Consider the following 17,603-nt stretch of genomic DNA (forward strand, 5'->3'; position numbering starts at 1 on the left):
GACATTAGCAGCGCATTTGGACTACTGCCACGCTGGCCCCGATCCTACATGTCAGCTAGCATCGCGCTTTTGCCAGGACTGCCGACCATGAAGATCGTCTCCTTCAACATCAACGGGCTGCGCGCTCGCCCCCATCAGCTGGCGGCGCTGATCGAAAAGCATCAGCCAGATGTGATCGGACTGCAGGAAACCAAGGTTCACGACGACCAATTCCCGCTGGCCGAGGTTCAGGCACTGGGCTATCACGTGTATTTCCACGGTCAAAAAGGTCACTACGGCGTGGCCCTGCTCTCGCGTCAGGAACCTATCGCGCTGCACAAAGGTTTCGCCACCGATGAAGAAGACGCTCAGCGCCGCTTCATCTGGGGCACGTTCGCCGACGCCAATGGCGTGCCGGTGACCATCATGAACGGCTATTTCCCACAGGGCGAAAGCCGCGATCACCCGACCAAGTTCCCGGCCAAGGAACGCTTTTACAGCGACCTGCAGCAATTGCTGGAAAGCCAGTTCAGCAACGATCAGCCGGTGGTGGTGATGGGCGACGTGAACATTTCCCCGGAAGACTGCGACATCGGTATCGGCCCGGACAACATGAAACGCTGGCTGAAAACCGGTAAATGCAGCTTCTTGCCAGAAGAGCGCGAGTGGATGGCCCGTTTGAAGAACTGGGGCCTGGTGGACAGCTTCCGTCACTTGAACCCTGAGGTGGCCGACCGTTTCAGCTGGTTCGACTACCGTAGCCGCGGTTTTGAGGATGAGCCCAAGCGTGGGCTGCGGATTGACCTGATCATGGCGTCCCATGGGTTGTTGCCACGCGTGAAGGATGCGGGTGTGGATTACGAACTGCGCGGGATGGAAAAACCATCGGATCACGCGCCGATCTGGCTTGAACTGAACTGATCCCTACCTGTCGACACAGATCAACTGTGGGAGCGAGCCTGCTCGCGAATACGGTGTGTCATTCGATATTGATGTCGACTGACACACCGTATTCGCGAGCAAGCCCGCTTGCACATTAAAGACTGTCATCTTTCAGAAACCTTACTGACTTATTCTCCCGGCACTTCCTTTGGCTTATAAGGTGCCGGCATGACGCTGCGCGTGTTGTTCCTGTTGATGCTGTGCGCCTGGCTGCCGCTGACGGCGTCGGCTGGCGCGTTGCCGACGCCCGAGTCTGGCCCGGTGCTGCGCATCCAGGGTTCCAACACCATTGGCGCGGCATTGGGCCCGGCGCTGGTTGAGGGGTTGATGCGCGAACAGGGCCTGCTGAAGATTCACAGCGAGGCCCCGGACAAAGCCAACGAACTGCGCGTCATCGGCGAAACGGTTCAGGGCCGCCGGGTCGCGGTGGACATTGCGGCCCACGGTTCCAGCACCGGTTTCACCGCCCTGAAAAGCGCCACCGCCGACCTCGCCGCCTCTTCGCGCCCGATCAAGGACAGCGAACGGGCAGACCTTGCACGCTTGGGCGACTTTAAAAGCCCCGGCGCCGAGCAGGTCATCGCCATCGATGGCCTGGCGATCATCCTTCATCCGCAAAATCCGTTGAGCGAACTGAACACCGAACAACTGGCGCGAATCTTCAGCGGCGAGGCAAAAACCTGGGAAGAACTCGGCGGCACCGGCGGGACGATTCATCTCTATGCGCGGGATGACCAATCGGGCACCTATGACACGTTCAAGGAATTGGTCCTCAGCCGTCGTGGGAAAACGCTGAGCAGCGCTGCGAAACGTTTCGAATCCAGCGAGCAATTGTCCGACGCAGTCAGCCTCGACCCGCAAGGGATCGGCTTCATCGGCCTGCCTTACGTGCGTCAGGCTAAAGCCGTGGCGATTGCCGATGGCCAATCCCAAGCCATGCTGCCGCTCAACAGCCTGATTGCCACGGAAGACTATCCGCTGTCCCGTCGGCTGTTCTTTTACCTGCCGCCCAATGGGAAAAACCCTTGGGTCGAAGCACTGGTGGCGTTCGCCCAAAGCAGCAAGGGTCAGGCGATTGTCGCGGCCAATGGTTTTATCGCCCAGACCGTCCAGGCCATGAGCGTCACACCGAATGCATTGATGCCAGAGGGTTATCAGGCGCTCAGCCGTCACGCCCAGCGACTGACAGTGAATTTCCGTTTCGAAGAAGGCAGTGCGACGCTGGACAACAAGGCCCGGCAGGACCTGTGGCGGGTGCTCGACTATATAAAGCAGCGTGACAAGACCAATCGGCAGGTGACGCTGGTGGGGTTTGGCGACGCCAAAAGTGATCCGGCCCGCGCCGATCTGTTGTCGAAACTGCGCGCGATGGCGGTGCGGCGGGAACTGGTGAAAAGCGGCGTGGTGTTTCGCGAGATTCATGGTTTTGGCGCCGAGATGCCAGTGGCGGCCAATAGCGGGGATGAGGGGCGAATCAAGAATCGGCGGGTTGAGGTTTGGGTGTATTGACGGTGTGCGTAGCAGCTGTCGAGCTTGCGAGGCTGCGTTCGGACGCAACAGTCGTGAAACCTGTATGTGCTGTCTCCCTGAAACACCGCATCGCCTGATTTCACGACTGCTGCGTCCGAACGCGGCCCGAGCCGAACGCAGCCTCGCAGGCTCGACAGCTGCTACATGGCTGCTACACGGCGGAGATCAGCCGAGCAGCTTCTGCAACTGCGCCGTGGTGTCCACCGCGCCCATCGTCTTGGCGGCATCCAGCGCAGAGACGCCATTGGCATCCTTGGCTTTCGGGTCGGCGCCCTTGCTGATCAGGTAGTCGACAATTTCGACGCGATTGAACATCGCCGCCATCATCAGCGCAGTGCGACCGTCGAAGGACGAACCCTCCACTTGCGCGCCGCCTTCAACCAGTGCCTTGACCACCGCCAGGTCACCCTTGAACGCCGCGCCGGCAATCGGGCTCTGGCCGTTGTCGTTGCGGATTTCCGGGTCGGCCTTGTGTTCGAGCAGGACTTTTACCGTCTCCACATGGCCGTGGTACGCAGCCAGCATCAGCAAGGTGTCGCCCTTGTGGTTACGCAGGTTCGGCGGCAGGCCCTTGGTCAACAGTGCAGCCATCATGGCCGCATCGCCCTCGCGCGCTTTGTTGAATACCTGTTCGGCAAATTCAGCGGCTTCTTCGGGGGTCATCTGGCGGCTTTGGTCTGACATTGGGCACTCCACGTTCGGTTATTCGCAAAGCCGACAGTTTCCCGAGCAGCCCCGAGGCTGTCACTTCTTTTTTCTCATGGAAAGCCATAGCCACATTCAATAGCGCTGCATTCAATAACGAAAAGCGCCGCCGTGAATATCCGCCAGCAACTGCGGAGTGACCTGCACGTAAGTCTGGGTTCCCGGTAACCAGGCGTAGATCGGGTCATCGCCGGTTTTTCCGGGGTCGAAGGCTTCGTCCTTGAGGCGGGTCTTCTGATATTTGAACGTGCCGGTGGTCTCCATTTTCACTTTCACCCGCAGGAACAACGGCACCGCATAGGCGGGCATTTGCTCGCGGGCGAAGGCCAGCAGTTCGCTGAAGTCCAGGGTCGCCAGGGACTCGGCTGGCGTAATCGCCGCCATCCCCGCACGCCCGTTGGTGTTGCGGATTTCTACGCCGTAGGCCACGGCTTCGGAAATATTCGGGTGTTGCAGAAGGATGTTCTCGACCTCGGTGGTCGAGACGTTTTCACCCTTCCAGCGGAATGTATCTCCCAGGCGGTCGACAAACTGCGCGTGACCAAAACCGATGTTGCGCAGCAGGTCACCGGTATTGAAGTAACGGTCGCCCTTCTCGAACACGTCGTGCAGCACAACCTTTTCGGTCTTCTGCGGATCGGTGTAGCCGTCGAGCGGTGCCTTGTCGTCGATCTTCGCCAGCAACAGCCCCTGCTCGCCTTTGGCAACCTTGCGCATGAAGCCCTTGGCATCCCGAATCGGCGCACCGCTGTCGTGGTCGTACGCCGCCAACTCCCATGACATCAGGGAAAAACCGACGGTGTTATCAAAGTTGAGGATGTTGGTGAAGCCGATGTTGCCGTCGCTGGCGGCGTACAACTCGCAGATGTGATTCACCGCAAAACGTGTCTTGAACTCGCCCCACGCGCCGGGGCGCAGGCCATTGCCGATCATCTTCGTCACGCTGTGCTTGCTGTCGTCGACGCTGGGCGGTTGATCCACCAGGTAGCGGCACAATTCGCCGACATAACCGAGGGTGGTCGCGCGGTACTTGCGCACATCGTTCCAGAATTGACTGGCGCTGAACTTGCGGCGAATGGCAAAACCCGAGGCGCCACTGATCGCCGAGCCCCAGCACACGCACAGCCCGGTAGCGTGATAGAGCGGCAAGGTGCAATAGACGACATCCTCCGGGCGCATATCCAAGGCGATCAGCCCGAAGCTTGCGGAGCTGCGCATCCAGCGGCCGTGTTTGAACACCCCGGCCTTGGGCAAGCCGGTGGTGCCCGAGGTGTAGATATAGAAACAAGGGTCGTCGAAAAAAACCTGCTGGCTGCTGGCGGGGTTGGCGCTGGAGCTGTCGGCACTGGCGGTCATCAGGTTGATGAACCCGTCGGGCGCAATGCCCGGATGGCTGAAGGTGTCTTGATCAGCGACGAACCAGGTGCGCGCCGCCTCGATCGACACCCGCTCGCGGACCGCCGAAAACGCCGGGACCAGCTCTTCTCCGACAATGATCGCCGCGGGTGCCACCAGGTTCAGGCTGTGAGCCAGGGTATCGCGGGTCTGCGAAGTATTGAGCAAGGCACTGATCGCGCCGACCTTGGCCACCGCCAGAATCGTCACCAGCAGTTCCGGGCGATTCTCGATAAAGACCGCCACCACATCGCTCTTGCGGATGCCTTGGGCAATCAGATGATGGGCAATGCGATTGGCCCATTGGTTGACCTGAGCATACGTCAGCGCCACCTCGCCCTGCAGCAATGCCGGGCCATCGGGATTGCGCAACGTCGCTTGCTCGAAGCTCCAGCCCAGGCCGCACGGTTGGGTCGGGTCCTTGACGTTGGCGGCTTTCATGCCTTTCACCACGCGAGGAATGGCTTTGGCAATGGAAGGCAGCTTGCGGAGCATCATGCCCCAGGTAATCGTGTCGTTCGGCGTGCGGCTCATGGTTGCTCCCGGTCGATCTTTTTATTGTTCGGGCGGCGTTGATTGAGGCCGAAAATACGTCAGCGGTTCCTGAGCTGTACACGCGGTTTTTGAAATGATTTGTATCCACGTCTGCGGCATTCGAAATCGGGAGCTTGCGCCGGGCAATTGGTTCCATCGAATCGATGTCGACCACGCAAAATGCAGGATGCACGATGGCCCTTCATGCAGATTGCACGAAAGTGCAAAAACACCTTAAAACTAACTAATTGATATATAAGGATTTTTAAAAAATCAGGTGCTGGCACAATCACTGCAACTACCTCTGCATGCTTGCCATTCAAGAGCTAACGGAGCTGATAGACATGAACCTGATCCAAGAAAAATTTTCGTCCCTGTTCTCCAACTTCGAAGTGACCACCCAGCCACGTCCGGACGGCGGCATTCTGCTGACCTTGAGCAGCACCGACGGCAAAGTCTTCAAACGTTCGATTTCCTACCAGCAATTGCATGCCGGTGATCAGTTGTCCTGGGTGATCAGTGCCATTCGTCGTGACATCGCCGAACAGGCTAGCGACCTGCCGCAGATTTCCATGCTGCAAAGCCAGCAGCGGTTTGCCCTGCCGACGTATCACTCGGTTTAAACCGTTCCAGAGCTGTAAACAAACAGGCCGTGAGAGCTTTCGCTTCACGGCCTGAGTTGTTTCTGACGGTACGCCGATCCATGTGGGTTGGTCTTCGACGCTTAGAACGTGGAAGGATCGATCCGCGCAAAACTGTCGACGGTCACATGCCCCGCCAGCTCCCCGCCTTCACGGGCCAGCCCGCACGTAGCCATTCCCGCCGTGCGCGCCGCGTCCAGCTCCTCGACGATGTCGGACAGAAACAAGATCTGCGAAGTGCCCAGGCCAATGGCCTGGGTAATGCGCTCGTAGGACTGCGCTTCACGCTTGGGCCCCGAGGTGGTGTCGAAATAGCCACTGAACAGTGGTGAAAGATCCCCCGCTTCCGAGCAGCCGAAGATCAGCTTTTGGGCCTGGATCGAACCGGACGAATAAACAAATAATTTGTAGCCGCCCTGATGCCAGCGTTTGAGCGCTTCAATGGCGTCCGGGTAAACGTGGCCTTTCAACTGTCCGGCCTGATAGCCATGTTCCCAGACCATGCCTTGCAACGCCTTGAGCGGCGTGGCTTTGCGGTCTTCGGCAATCCAGCCCAGAAGGATGTCGATCACCCGCTCGACGTCGGCGTTCGGCTCGTTGGTATCCCGGCGAACGGCGTCCAGTTGCTCGGCAACATCCTCACGCGCGGCGTTCTGGCGAACAAAATCCGGCAAGTGTTTGGCGGCGTAGGGAAACAGCACGTCGAACACAAAACTCACCGCGCTGGTGGTGCCTTCGATGTCGGTGAGAATCGCTTTGATCGGCATCGCCTCAGTCCTCAAGACGCGGGAAGCGACTGGCGATGTCTTCGCCGGTGAAATTGGCCACCCAGCCTTCAGGGTTGTTGAACAGACGGATCGCGACGAAATGCGGATGCTCGCCCATGTCAAACCAGTGCGGGGTGCCTGCCGGTACCGAGATCAGGTCGTTTTTCTCACAAAGCATCGCGTAGACGTAATCGCCGATGTGCAGGGTAAACAAGCCACGGCCGGCGACGAAAAATCGTACTTCGTCTTCACCATGACGATGCTCGTCGAGAAACTTGGCGCGCAATTCGGCTTTTTTCGGGTGATCGCTGTTCAGGCTGATGACATCGACGGTGATGTAACCGCGTTCGGTCATCAGCTTGTCGATTTGCTCCTGATACGCGGCGATCACTTCTTCCTGACTGGCGCCGGGCTGGATTTTCGCCGCGGCTTGCCAGCGGTCGAAACGCACGCCCTGCTCGGCCAGGGTCGAGGCGATGTCTTCGAAATGCGTCAGCACCTTGTTTGGCAAGTCAGGGCTTGAGACGTGGTAAACGGACAGGCTGCTCATCAGGGCAACTCCTTAACGGTTCATGCTTGGCGGTTCATGCGTGACGGTTCAGCTTTTTATGATTCAAGAGTGAGCGCATCTTCAACTCGCACTCGAACAAAAATTCAAAGGCTTCGATCTGTCGCAGTGCATCGCTCATTCGCGCCCCCCAGGTGTAGAGACCGTGGCCGCGGATCAGGTAGCCGACGCAATCGGGATGGGCCTGGAGCCAAGGCTGCACCTTGGCGGCGAGGCGCGCAATGTCCTGATCGTTGTCGAAAATCGGCACACGCACCCTGGATTCGTGGGTCGACACACCACTGAGGGCTTTTTGCAGTTCGTAGTCTTCGAACTCGATGAAGTCTTGCGGCGTCAGGCGCGACAGCACCGTGGCGTTCACCGAATGCGTGTGCAACACCGCGCCGATCTCCGGGCGCCAGTTGTAGAGCTGAGTGTGCAGCAGGGTTTCGGCGGACGGTTTTTTGCCCGGTTCCAGGCTATTGCCCGACAGGTCGGTGGCCAGCACATCGTCGACGCCGAGTTGGCCTTTGTGCTTGCCGGACACCGTCAGCAGCGCTTCAGTCGGCGACAGGCGCGTCGAGTAGTTGCTGCTGGTGGCCGGCGACCAGCCGCGGCCATAGAGAAAACGCCCGGCATCGATGATTTCCTGGGCGAGGTGCTCACGGGTAAGGCTCATGGCCTGTCCTCTTGCATACGTGTGGCAATGATAACGGCTGCCGCGAAGGCTGCGAGGCTGGCAATACTAAAGGTCAATGCAGGGCCGAGGGCATTCCAGCTGTAGCCGGAATACAACGCGCCCAGTGCGCCGCCGGTGCCGGCCAGTGCGGCGTATAACGCCTGGCCCTGCCCTTGTTGGCGCGCGCCAAAGCTACGTTGCACGAACTGGATGGCAGCCGCGTGAAAGCTGCCGAATGTCGCCGCGTGCAGCACCTGGGCGAACAACAGCACCCAAAGGAACTCCGCGAACGAACCGAGCAACAACCAACGCAAGGCAGCCAGCAGAAAACTCGCCAGCAACACCCGTCGCACGGAGAAACGCGCGAGGATCTTGCTCATGGCCAGAAACATCAAGACTTCGGCGACCACACCGACCGCCCATAGCACGCCGATCAGCCCACGGCTGTACCCGAGTCGCTCCAGGTGCAAGGTCAGAAAGGTGTAATAAGGACCGTGGCTCATCTGCATCAGTGCCACGCAACCGTAAAAAGCCAATACGCCGGGATTGCGCAATTGCTTGAGAAACCCATCTCCCGCAATTCGATTGCCCTGAGCCGGTTGGGCGTTCGGCACCCACAAACTGCTGACCACGATGCCGGCCATGATCAGCACCAGCGTCAGCGGATAGATATCCAGGCTCAACCCTTCGAACAACCGGCCAAGCGCGACCACGGTGATGATAAAACCGATGGAACCCCACAAGCGGATCTGACTGTAACGGTTAGTCTGGCCTTGCAAGTGCGCCAACGTGATGACTTCGAACTGCGGCAACACCGCGTGCCAGAAAAACGCGTGCAAGGCCATGACCATCGCCAGCCAGGCGTAGGTCTTGCTGACGAAGATCAGCGAAAACGTCAGCAGCGTGCAGACCGCACCGAAGCGCACGATGGCTAGGCGTCGGCCGGTGTAATCACCGAGCCAGCCCCAGATGTTCGGCGCCACGCAGCGCATCAGCATCGGGATCGCCACCAGCTCGCCGATGCGCGCGCTGGAAAAGCCCAGGTGATCGAAGTACAGCGCCAGAAACGGCGCTGTCGAACCGAGCAAGGCGAAATAGAACAGATAGAAACTGGAGAGCCGCCAGTACGGGAGCGCCGTCAAAGCCGTCAGACCGCAGCGGCTGTGAGGCTCTGTACGAGAACTGCCTGCGCGACGATCATGCTGCGTTAAAAACAGGCTCGCAATGCTCATGTAGGTCCCTACACTCCGCTTGCTCGCCTGTTTTTGCCTTGCCTGATCGCCGCTCGGCGAGTTTTCGTACAGACCCAAGGTCAGCCATTAAAGCTGACCCAGCACCGGCGTGCTCACGCGCACGTCCTGGTTCTGCCCGCGGTGACGCAACAGGTGATCCATCAGCACGATGGCCATCATCGCTTCGGCAATCGGTGTGGCGCGGATGCCGACGCACGGGTCATGACGCCCCTTGGTGACGACTTCCACCGGGTTGCCATGGATGTCGATAGAACGGCCCGGCGTGGTGATGCTCGAGGTTGGCTTGAGCGCCAGGTGCGCGACGATTGGCTGACCCGACGAAATGCCACCTAAAATGCCGCCCGCGTTGTTGCTGAGGAAACCATGCGGGGTCATTTCATCGCGGTGTTCGGTGCCACGCTGGGCAACGCTGGCGAAACCGGCGCCGATTTCCACGCCTTTGACCGCGTTGATGCTCATCAGCGCGTGAGCGAGTTCGGCATCGAGACGGTCGAAGATCGGCTCGCCAAGGCCCGGCATTACGCCTTCAGCGACTACGGTGATCTTCGCGCCAACCGAATCCTGGTCGCGACGCAACTGGTCCATGTAGGCCTCCAGCTCCGGGACCTTGTCCGGATCAGGGCTGAAGAAGGCGTTCTCTTCCACCGAATCCCAGGTCTTGAACGGGATTTCGATCGGGCCGAGCTGGCTCATGTAGCCACGAATGACGATGCCCTGAGTGGCCAGGTATTTTTTCGCAATCGCACCGGCGGCCACGCGCATGGCCGTTTCGCGGGCAGAACTGCGACCGCCGCCACGGTAATCGCGCTCGCCGTATTTGTGGTGATAGGTGTAGTCGGCGTGGGCCGGGCGGAACAGGTCCTTGATCGCCGAGTAATCCTTGGACTTCTGGTCGGTGTTGCGGATCAACAGGCCGATGGCGCAACCGGTGGTGCGTCCTTCGAACACGCCGGAGAGAATTTCGACTTCGTCGGCTTCCTGGCGCTGGGTGGTGTGGCGGCTGGTGCCGGGTTTGCGGCGATCCAGGTCACGCTGCAGATCCTCCAGAGAGATCTCCAGGCCCGGCGGGCAGCCGTCGACAATGGCGACCAACGCCGGACCATGGCTTTCGCCCGCGGTGGTGACAGTGAACAGCTTGCCGTAGGTATTGCCGGACATGCAGGACGCTCCGTGAAATCGAACCAAATACGTAATGCGCGCCAGTATACGCAGGCTACCCAACTAGTTCATCCTCGAACCTTATGGGTGCCTGCGAGTCCAACCGGCATCTTGTTGATGATGGCGTGATGATGCTGCGAGTTATAGCCTTGAGCCTTACCCTCTTTACCGGCTTTGTACAGGCCACTGTCCTGCAACGCCCGATCACGTTGGACACCGGCACCGGAGAGCTTTTCGGCTCGTTATTGTTGCCCAAGTCCGACACGCCGGTACCGGTTGTCCTGATCATTTCCGGCTCCGGCCCTACGGATCGTGACGGAAACAACCCCGACGGCGGACGCAACGACAGCCTCAAGCGTCTCGCTTGGGTACTGGCCAAACACAACATCGCCAGCGTGCGTTATGACAAACGCGGCGTGGCGGCGAGCCTTGCAGCGACCCCGGATGAACGCAATCTGTCGGTTGAAGCCTACGTGGCCGACGCCGAGGCCTGGGGCCAAAAGCTCAAAACCGACCCGCGTTTTGGCCAACTGATCCTGCTGGGCCACAGCGAAGGCGCCTTGATCGCCAGCCTCGCGGCGCCGAGCCTGGACGCCGCCGCGGTCATCTCCATGTCCGGCAGCGCCCGACCGATCGATCAGGTGCTGCGCCAACAATTGAGCAATCGCCTGCCGCCAGCACTGATGCTGCGCAGCAATGAACTGCTCGACAGCCTCAAGGCCGGCCACACCGACGACAACGTGCCGCCGCAGTTGCAGGTGATTTTCCGCCCGAGCGTGCAGCCGTATCTGATTTCATTGTTCCGCCAGGACCCGGCGGCGGCGTTCGCCAAGTTGAAGATGCCGGCGCTGATCATCCAGGGCAGCAACGACATCCAGGTCGGCGTCGGTGACGCCAGGCTGTTGAAGGCCGCCAAACCGGACGCCGAGCTGGCGCTGATCGAAGGCATGAACCACGTCATGCGCATCGTGCCCAACGATGTAAAACGGCAATTGGCCTCTTACAAGGATCCGCAATTGCCACTGGCGGCCGAACTCGGGGCGCGAATCCTCGGGTTTATTGACGGACTTCGCACCAGTTAAGCGGCGTTTGCCCTCCAGTCCTGAAAAAAACGGCCGATAAGCCTTTGTCGCCAGCGCTATGACTGGCGGCAAGCAGAGCTTGCACAGGATCTCGCCGTTATGACTGATACCCAGACTTCACCCGACACCACTGCTGAAAAAGACGCACCACCAGTGGTCGAGCTGCCGTGGGCGGACGTCCACGCCGAGCACCACAAGATGCTCCGTCTGGCGCCATTGCAAACCGACCGCAACACCGGTGGACGGCCGCTGCGCTTTGTTGAATTCGGTTACGCCGAGCGCAACAACAAGGAACACAGCCTGATGCGCATGAGCATTTCGCTGCCCGGCCAGCGTGTGCGCAAGGAACAGAATCATCTGGACGTGTGGGTCGATCACGCCACCAAGCGCGTGCATTTCGGGCCTGACAGCGGTTTGCAGATCGAACCGATGAACCGTGGCATCGGTCGCTTCATAGCCGCTCAGGGCATTACCTGGGCGAAAAAGAGATGGCCCGGCTACACCGTCGACGGCACAGACCTGAACAACAAGGATGCGCTGAACGAAGACACTCGCCTGCGCCGCGATCATTTTTTGCGGATGCATGGTTTCGACGTGATCTACGCCGACGCCCAGCATTTGAAGGGCAGCGTCAAAGAAGTACAGGTCGGCGACCTGTTGGGTGACTGGAGTACGGGGAAATTGCAGGTCGTGGAAATTCTTGAGGCGGCGCAGATGCTCCAGCAAGCCGAGCAAAATCTGGCCGAGCAGGAAGTCAAACTCAAGAAACACGAAGAAAAGGTCAGCAAGTACAAGCGCGAAGACACCGGGCTGCGTTTTACCATTACCTGCCTGGTGGCGTTTGCGGTGTTTCAGGCGGGGTTGTTGATCTGGATTGCTACGCACCGCTGACTGATCGTTCCCACGCTCTGCGCGGGAACGATCATTGCGGGGTTAAACGCGGGAAGCGAACAAGGCCTGATGATCACGGCACTGTTCCGCCGTCAGCATGAATACACCATGCCCACCGCGCTCGAAATCGAGCCAGGCGAAGTCGACTTCCGGGTACAGCGCCGAGACGTGAACCTGGCTGTTGCCCACTTCGACAATCAGCAAACCCTTCTCGGTCAGGTGATCCGCCGCTTCGGCGAGCATGCGACGCACCAGGTTCAAACCATCATCACCGCAGGCCAGGCCCAGCTCCGGTTCGTGCTGGTATTCGTCCGGCATGTCGGCGAAATCTTCCGCATCGACGTAAGGCGGGTTTGACACGATCAGGTCGAAACGCTGACCCGGTAAACCATCAAATCCATCGCCCTGCACCGTGTACACCCGCTCATCGACGCCATGGCGCTCGATGTTCTGGTTCGCCACTTCCAGTGCTTCGAACGACAGGTCGGCCAGCACCACTTCGGCGTTCTGGAACTCGTAGGCACAGGCGATACCGATGCAGCCGGAACCGGTGCACAGGTCGAGAATCCGCGCAGGTTCGGCACCCAACCACGGCTCGAAACGCTTTTCGATCAGCTCGCCAATCGGCGAACGCGGGATCAATACGCGCTCATCGACAATGAACGACATGCCGCAAAACCACGCTTCACCCAACAGGTAGGCGGTAGGAATGCGTTCTTCGATACGGCGCTTGAGCAAGCGTTGCAGGTTGACCAGCTCGTCTTCTTCCAGATTGCAGTCGAGGTAGCTGTCGGCGATTTCCCACGGCAAGTGCAAGGCACCCAACACCAACTGACGCGCTTCGTCCCAGGCGTTGTCGGTCCCATGGCCGAAAAACAGATCCTCCCCATGAAAGCGGCTGACGGCCCAACGGATATGGTCACGCAGGGTACGAAGTCGGGAAGTGATCACGGGGCAAACTCCAAAAAAAACGACTGGCGATTCTAACAGCCAAAACGCGTCTCGACGACGCGGGAAAACGACCGGGACGAATGTAGGACTATTCTATTTTTTCGGCCGGCTATTGAACAAAACGGGCCTATTGACAAGGCTGCGAGCCAGCAAAGACGGCGCCTACGATGGTAGCGATTCACAGAAGCGCTCAGCCAGAGGACAATGTCGCAAAAGCCCCACTCGAAGGAGCCCCAGAATGTCCGTTCCAAAAACGATGTTTCAACTCAGCGGCCGCGGTTATGCAGCTGCCGTTCTGAGCCATGCGACCCTTGTCATCATCGATGCCCAGAAAGAATACCTCAGCGGCCCGTTGGCTCTGAGCGGCATGGATGCTGCCGTCGCGAACATCAAGCAACTGGTGGCCGCTGCCCGTGCAGCCGGCCGGCCGATCGTCCATGTCCGCCACCTCGGCACCGTCGGTGGGCTGTTCGATCCACAAGGTGAGCGCGGTGAGTTCATCCCGGGCCTGGAACCACAGGGCGACGAAACCATCATCGGTAAATTGCTACCGAGTGCGTTCCACGGCACCGAACTGCTGGAACGCCTGCAGAATCTCGGCTCGCTGGACCTGATCGTGTGCGGTTTCATGAGCCACTCCAGCGTCAGCACCACGGTGCGCGCTGCGAAGAACCTGGGCTTTCGTTGCACGCTGGTAGAAGACGCCTGCGCGACTCGCGACCTGCCTTACAAGGGCGGTGTGTTGAGCGCAGACCACGTTCAGCAGACCGAAATGGCGATCATGGCGGACAACTTTGCCACCCTCGCGCTGACTCACGAACTGATCTGATCGACGCTCGATGAGCGGTCCATGCCGCCGCTCATCCGCAAAAGCCTATCATTTGCTGTAATTGCCTTAGCCTCAGGAACATCCCGGTCAACTCCCGGTCGAAGGGCCGATACCCATTGAGGAAGGTCGGAATGAAGTTATCCGATGGTTTTGACGCTCGCCGCTTGCGGCCCAAAGGCCAACGCAACTGGCGTTTTCGAATCGGCGCGGCATTTGCTGCCCTGCTGTCGATGTGCGGTGTGTTGCTGGCGATGGCAGGCATAGCCAGCCTGCTTGGCCACGCACCCGCCTTAGGCGAGTTGAATACCAACCGGGTCGGTTCGGCAGTGATTCTGGCGATTGGCCTGTTTGTGCTGTACCTCGGCGTGTGGCTGTGGCGTCGCTGCCGTCGCCGCTCGCGGCAGTCGCAAGAGCTGAACATCTCCCCGCACTTGATGAAAAAGCACGACTGAGCCGAGCGTTGCGCGTTTTCTCGCGCCCCATTCGCCTCGAGTTGGGTAAACTGGCCGCCCTTCGCGGAGGCTGACATGCAAGACGACGATTTTTCCCTGTTCAAAAGCGCGATCAAAGGCGTCAAGCCGATCAAACACGATCGCGCCGAAACCGGCAAACCCAAAGCTGATCGCGCGCAAATCGCCAAGTTGCGTCAGGCCGCCACCGTGCGCACCGACGCCACCACCGTTGACGGGCTGTCCGATCAGTTCGTCATCGATGTTGGCCCGGAAGACGAGCTGATGTGGGCGCGTGACGGCGTTCAGGAAAGCCAGATGCGCAAGCTCAAGATCGGACAGATTCCGTTCGAAGGCAGCCTCGACCTCCATGGCATGAGCGTGGAAAAGGCTCGGGAAACCCTCTGGGCGTTTCTGGCCGAAGCGACCAAATTCGAAATCCGTTGCGTGCGCGTCACCCACGGCAAGGCCGTGCGTCTGGACGGCAAGCGGCCGATGATCAAAAGCCACGTCAACACTTGGCTGCGCCAACATTCGCAGGTACTCGGCTTCACCTCGTGCCAAGCGAAACACGGCGGCGCCGGAGCGGTTTATGTGATGCTCAAACGAACCATGATGGAAGGTCGCGACGAGTAAAGCCGACGCGCCACGCTTGCAGCGTCGTGTCCGCCACCGTACCCTTGCCCTTTGCGTAAAATCCCACAGGTAGTTTCATGTCCCTGGAACAGAATTACACCGCGATTCTCGGCCAATTGGGCGAGGACGTCTCCCGCGAGGGCCTGCTCGACACGCCAAAACGTGCCGCCAAAGCCATGCAGTACCTCTGCCGCGGTTATGAACAGACACTGGAAGAGGTCACCAACGGTGCCTTGTTCAGCTCCGACAACAGCGAAATGGTGCTGGTGAAGGACATCGAGCTCTACTCGTTGTGCGAACACCACCTGCTGCCGTTTATCGGCAAGGCTCACGTCGCCTACATCCCGAGCGGCAAGGTATTGGGCCTGTCGAAAGTCGCGCGGATCGTCGATATGTACGCCCGCCGCCTGCAGATCCAGGAAAACCTCAGCCGCCAGATCGCCGATGCGGTCCAGCAAGTCACCGGCGCCCTGGGCGTTGCGGTGGTCATCGAGGCCAAGCACATGTGCATGATGATGCGCGGTGTGGAGAAACAGAATTCGTCGATGATCACTTCGGTGATGCTGGGTGAGTTCCGCGAAAACGCGGCCACCCGCAGCGAGTTTCTCAGCCTGATCAAGTAATTCGCGGCAGAAGAAAACCGGCATTCATCGCCGGTTTTTTTTCGTCTGTGAAAAATCAGGTAAGCTGCGCGCCTTCTGTTTGCCCCTGTGAGGCTTATACCGTGTTCGTTAAAGCGCTTCGTGTCGGCCTTGGCCAACTGATCATCTTCATCGACTTCATTACCCGCCCAGGCAAAAAGCAGCGCCCCGCCGCCGCTCAGGCTCAGGTCGAAACAGCCGCCAAAGACCTTACCCTGTATCAGTTCCACGCCTGCCCGTTCTGCGTGAAAACCCGCCGCACCCTGCGCCGCTTGAACGTGCCGGTGGCGTTGCGCGACGCGAAGAACAATGAACAGGATCGCCAGACCCTGCTGGAACAGGGCGGCAAGATCAAGGTGCCGTGCCTGCGCATCGAAGAGAATGGCCAGACGACCTGGATGTATGAGTCCAAGGTGATCATCGATTATCTGGACAAGCGGTTTGCCGCAGCCTGAAGCCGTACATATCTCGGAAAAAAATAAACCGGCCCATTGGCTAATGCCGATCAGTTAAGCTAAACGCGATCCGTAGCAGCTGGCGAAGCCTGCGTTCGGCTGCGAAGCAGTCGTGAAATCAGACGATGCGGTGTTTCAGGAAGACCGCAAACTCAGGTTTTACGACTGCTGCGCAGCCGAACGCAGGCTTCGCCAGCTGCTACGGATTGTGTTGTTCCTTAACTGATTGCCATTAGCCAATGGGCCGGTTTATTTGTTTTTGCACCCTTCGCACCCTTCGCACCAGCAGCCTCAAGCCGCTTTTGCCGCCTGGGCCTGACGCAGCACCGCTGCCAGCCTTTTGAGCCCTTCGTCCAGCCGTGCCGGGTCGATGTGACTGAAGTTCAGGCGCAAATGCCCCGGATTGCTGTCCGGTTCGGGGAAGAACGGCTCGCCCGGCATAAACGCCACATCCGCTGCCAGTGCGGCCTTGAGCAACGTACGCGTGTCCAGCGGCTGCTTGAGAGTCAGCCAGAAAAACAGCCCGCCCTGCGGCACGTTCCAGTCCGCCAAATCAGCAAAATGCGTTTCCAGAGCTGACTGGAACGCGTCCCGACGAACCCGGTAGAAGTCCCGCAGCTCGCTCAAGTGATGCTGGAATTTCTCAGTGCCGATCCACTGCAACGCTTGCCACTGGCCCACGCGATTGGTGTGCAGGTCGGCCGATTGCTTGAGTTTCAGCAAGTGCGGAAAGAGATCCGGACTGGCGATCAGATAACCGACTCGCAGTCCGGGCAACAGGGTTTTCGACACGGTGCCGGTGTAGATCCAGCTGGCCTTTTTCAAGCGACTGACAATTGGCGTGGCGCTGCCACCGTCGAAAGTCAGCTCGCGGTAAGGCTCGTCTTCGATCAAGGTCACGCCGAACTCATCCAGCAAGGCTGCCACGGCATCGCGCTTGGCCTCGCTGTAGCGCACGGCTGAAGGATTCTGAAAAGTCGGAATCAGATAGATGAACGCCGGACGGTGTTTTTCCAGACGAGCACGCAGCTGCGCCAGGTTCGGGCCATCAGCCACCAGCGGGACAGTGATGCAGTCGGCGCCAAACAGCTGAAAAATCTGCAAGGCCGCCAGATAAGTCGGCGCTTCGATCAAAATTTCGGTGCCTTTGTCGATGTACAGCTTGGCCGCCAGATCGAGGGTTTGCTGGGAACCGCTGACCACCAACACCTGACTCGCCTCGCAGGGTACGCCCAACGCCCGTGCCTCTGCTGCCAGCGCTTCACGCAGCGCCGGCTCACCTTCGCTCATGCCGTATTGGCCCATGGACAGCGGCATGTCGGTCCACTCTACTTTCGGCAGCATGGCTTCAGCGGGCAAGCCGCCGGCGAACGACATCACTTCCGGGCGTTGGGCGGCGGCGAGGATTTCACGGATCAAAGAACTTTTAAGACGCGAGATGCGTTCGGAAAATGCCATGGAGTCACCGGTAGCGAGGCCTGAGGAAAATGAGTCAAACTGCTTGACCGAAATTACGACAGACCGAACGGATACGTCAAT

At 59.3% G+C, this 17,603-nt stretch carries 19 protein-coding genes; 10 read left to right on the forward strand and 9 right to left on the reverse strand.

Annotated features, from left to right (window positions below; genetic code table 11):
• Positions 1-87: 87 nt before the first annotated feature.
• Together xthA and QFW87_RS18600 are read left to right on the forward strand one after the other, a co-directional pair.
• Positions 88-900 carry an exodeoxyribonuclease III gene (gene xthA / locus QFW87_RS18595; protein WP_283180891.1) on the forward strand — a complete coding sequence of 271 codons (813 nt, stop codon included), beginning with the start codon at positions 88-90 and terminating at the stop codon, positions 898-900.
• A 189-nt stretch (positions 901-1,089) separates the two neighbouring features.
• Positions 1,090-2,430, forward strand: a complete 1,341-nt coding sequence (locus QFW87_RS18600; RefSeq protein WP_283188494.1) for a phosphate ABC transporter substrate-binding/OmpA family protein — start codon at positions 1,090-1,092, stop codon at positions 2,428-2,430.
• A gap of 186 nt (positions 2,431-2,616) precedes the next feature.
• Here QFW87_RS18600 and QFW87_RS18605 read toward each other — a convergent pair whose 3' ends face one another.
• The gene (locus QFW87_RS18605) at positions 2,617-3,135 is read right to left on the reverse strand and encodes an ankyrin repeat domain-containing protein (RefSeq protein WP_123366263.1); all 519 of its coding nucleotides are present in this window, start codon (positions 3,133-3,135) and stop codon (positions 2,617-2,619) included.
• Positions 3,136-3,246: 111 nt separating this feature from the next.
• On the reverse strand, positions 3,247-5,085 hold the full coding sequence (locus tag QFW87_RS18610; RefSeq protein ID WP_283180893.1) for a long-chain-acyl-CoA synthetase: 1,839 nt from the start codon (positions 5,083-5,085) through the stop codon (positions 3,247-3,249).
• Between the two features lie 344 nt (positions 5,086-5,429).
• Between QFW87_RS18610 and QFW87_RS18615 the strand changes: the two genes are divergently transcribed.
• Positions 5,430-5,708 carry a DUF3509 domain-containing protein gene (locus QFW87_RS18615; protein WP_283188495.1) on the forward strand — a complete coding sequence of 93 codons (279 nt, stop codon included), beginning with the start codon at positions 5,430-5,432 and terminating at the stop codon, positions 5,706-5,708.
• Between the two features lie 101 nt (positions 5,709-5,809).
• Here the strand turns inward: QFW87_RS18615 and mtnC are convergent, their stop codons facing one another.
• The 5 genes from mtnC to aroC form a co-directional block, all read right to left on the reverse strand.
• Positions 5,810-6,493, reverse strand: a complete 684-nt coding sequence (gene mtnC, locus QFW87_RS18620; RefSeq protein WP_283188496.1) for an acireductone synthase — start codon at positions 6,491-6,493, stop codon at positions 5,810-5,812.
• Between the two features lie 4 nt (positions 6,494-6,497).
• A complete protein-coding gene (locus tag QFW87_RS18625; protein ID WP_283188497.1) occupies positions 6,498-7,043 on the reverse strand; it encodes an acireductone dioxygenase in 546 nt (181 codons plus the stop codon).
• A 34-nt stretch (positions 7,044-7,077) separates the two neighbouring features.
• The gene (locus QFW87_RS18630; RefSeq protein ID WP_283188498.1) at positions 7,078-7,719 is read right to left on the reverse strand and encodes a methylthioribulose 1-phosphate dehydratase; all 642 of its coding nucleotides are present in this window, start codon (positions 7,717-7,719) and stop codon (positions 7,078-7,080) included.
• Positions 7,716-8,861 carry an MFS transporter gene (locus QFW87_RS18635; RefSeq protein WP_283184602.1) on the reverse strand — a complete coding sequence of 382 codons (1,146 nt, stop codon included), beginning with the start codon at positions 8,859-8,861 and terminating at the stop codon, positions 7,716-7,718. Before QFW87_RS18635 ends, QFW87_RS18630 begins: the two co-directional genes overlap by 4 nt.
• A gap of 177 nt (positions 8,862-9,038) precedes the next feature.
• The gene (gene aroC, locus QFW87_RS18640) at positions 9,039-10,130 is read right to left on the reverse strand and encodes a chorismate synthase (RefSeq protein WP_283188499.1); all 1,092 of its coding nucleotides are present in this window, start codon (positions 10,128-10,130) and stop codon (positions 9,039-9,041) included.
• A gap of 83 nt (positions 10,131-10,213) precedes the next feature.
• On the opposite strand from aroC, the gene QFW87_RS18645 reads away from it, so the two are divergent.
• Positions 10,214-11,212 carry an alpha/beta fold hydrolase gene (locus QFW87_RS18645; RefSeq protein WP_283180898.1) on the forward strand — a complete coding sequence of 333 codons (999 nt, stop codon included), beginning with the start codon at positions 10,214-10,216 and terminating at the stop codon, positions 11,210-11,212.
• A gap of 99 nt (positions 11,213-11,311) precedes the next feature.
• Entirely contained in the window at positions 11,312-12,103 is a 792-nt protein-coding gene (locus QFW87_RS18650) for a hypothetical protein (RefSeq protein WP_283188500.1), read from the forward strand.
• 42 nt (positions 12,104-12,145) lie between these two features.
• Here the strand turns inward: QFW87_RS18650 and prmB are convergent, their stop codons facing one another.
• Positions 12,146-13,054 carry a 50S ribosomal protein L3 N(5)-glutamine methyltransferase gene (gene prmB, locus QFW87_RS18655; protein WP_283180900.1) on the reverse strand — a complete coding sequence of 303 codons (909 nt, stop codon included), beginning with the start codon at positions 13,052-13,054 and terminating at the stop codon, positions 12,146-12,148.
• 238 nt (positions 13,055-13,292) lie between these two features.
• Here prmB and QFW87_RS18660 point away from each other — a divergent pair, with 238 nt between their 5' ends.
• The 5 genes from QFW87_RS18660 (at position 13,293) to QFW87_RS18680 (ending at position 16,064) form a co-directional block, all read left to right on the forward strand.
• Positions 13,293-13,883 (forward strand): cysteine hydrolase family protein, encoded by a 591-nt coding sequence (locus QFW87_RS18660; RefSeq protein WP_008146122.1) that lies wholly within the window; start codon positions 13,293-13,295, stop codon positions 13,881-13,883.
• Positions 13,884-14,014: 131 nt separating this feature from the next.
• Positions 14,015-14,335 (forward strand): hypothetical protein, encoded by a 321-nt coding sequence (locus tag QFW87_RS18665; protein WP_033057147.1) that lies wholly within the window; start codon positions 14,015-14,017, stop codon positions 14,333-14,335.
• Positions 14,336-14,410: 75 nt separating this feature from the next.
• A complete protein-coding gene (locus tag QFW87_RS18670; protein ID WP_283188501.1) occupies positions 14,411-14,968 on the forward strand; it encodes a Smr/MutS family protein in 558 nt (185 codons plus the stop codon).
• A gap of 77 nt (positions 14,969-15,045) precedes the next feature.
• On the forward strand, positions 15,046-15,591 hold the full coding sequence (folE, locus tag QFW87_RS18675; protein WP_003204506.1) for a GTP cyclohydrolase I FolE: 546 nt from the start codon (positions 15,046-15,048) through the stop codon (positions 15,589-15,591).
• A 101-nt stretch (positions 15,592-15,692) separates the two neighbouring features.
• Entirely contained in the window at positions 15,693-16,064 is a 372-nt protein-coding gene (locus QFW87_RS18680; RefSeq protein WP_046047502.1) for a glutathione S-transferase N-terminal domain-containing protein, read from the forward strand.
• A 291-nt stretch (positions 16,065-16,355) separates the two neighbouring features.
• Here the strand turns inward: QFW87_RS18680 and QFW87_RS18685 are convergent, their stop codons facing one another.
• Positions 16,356-17,522 carry a PLP-dependent aminotransferase family protein gene (locus QFW87_RS18685; RefSeq protein WP_283188502.1) on the reverse strand — a complete coding sequence of 389 codons (1,167 nt, stop codon included), beginning with the start codon at positions 17,520-17,522 and terminating at the stop codon, positions 16,356-16,358.
• Positions 17,523-17,603: the final 81 nt, after the last annotated feature.

This window comes from Pseudomonas sp. PMCC200344 (assembly GCF_030053095.1).
In the GTDB taxonomy this organism is placed as follows: Bacteria; Pseudomonadota; Gammaproteobacteria; order Pseudomonadales; family Pseudomonadaceae; genus Aquipseudomonas; species Aquipseudomonas svalbardensis.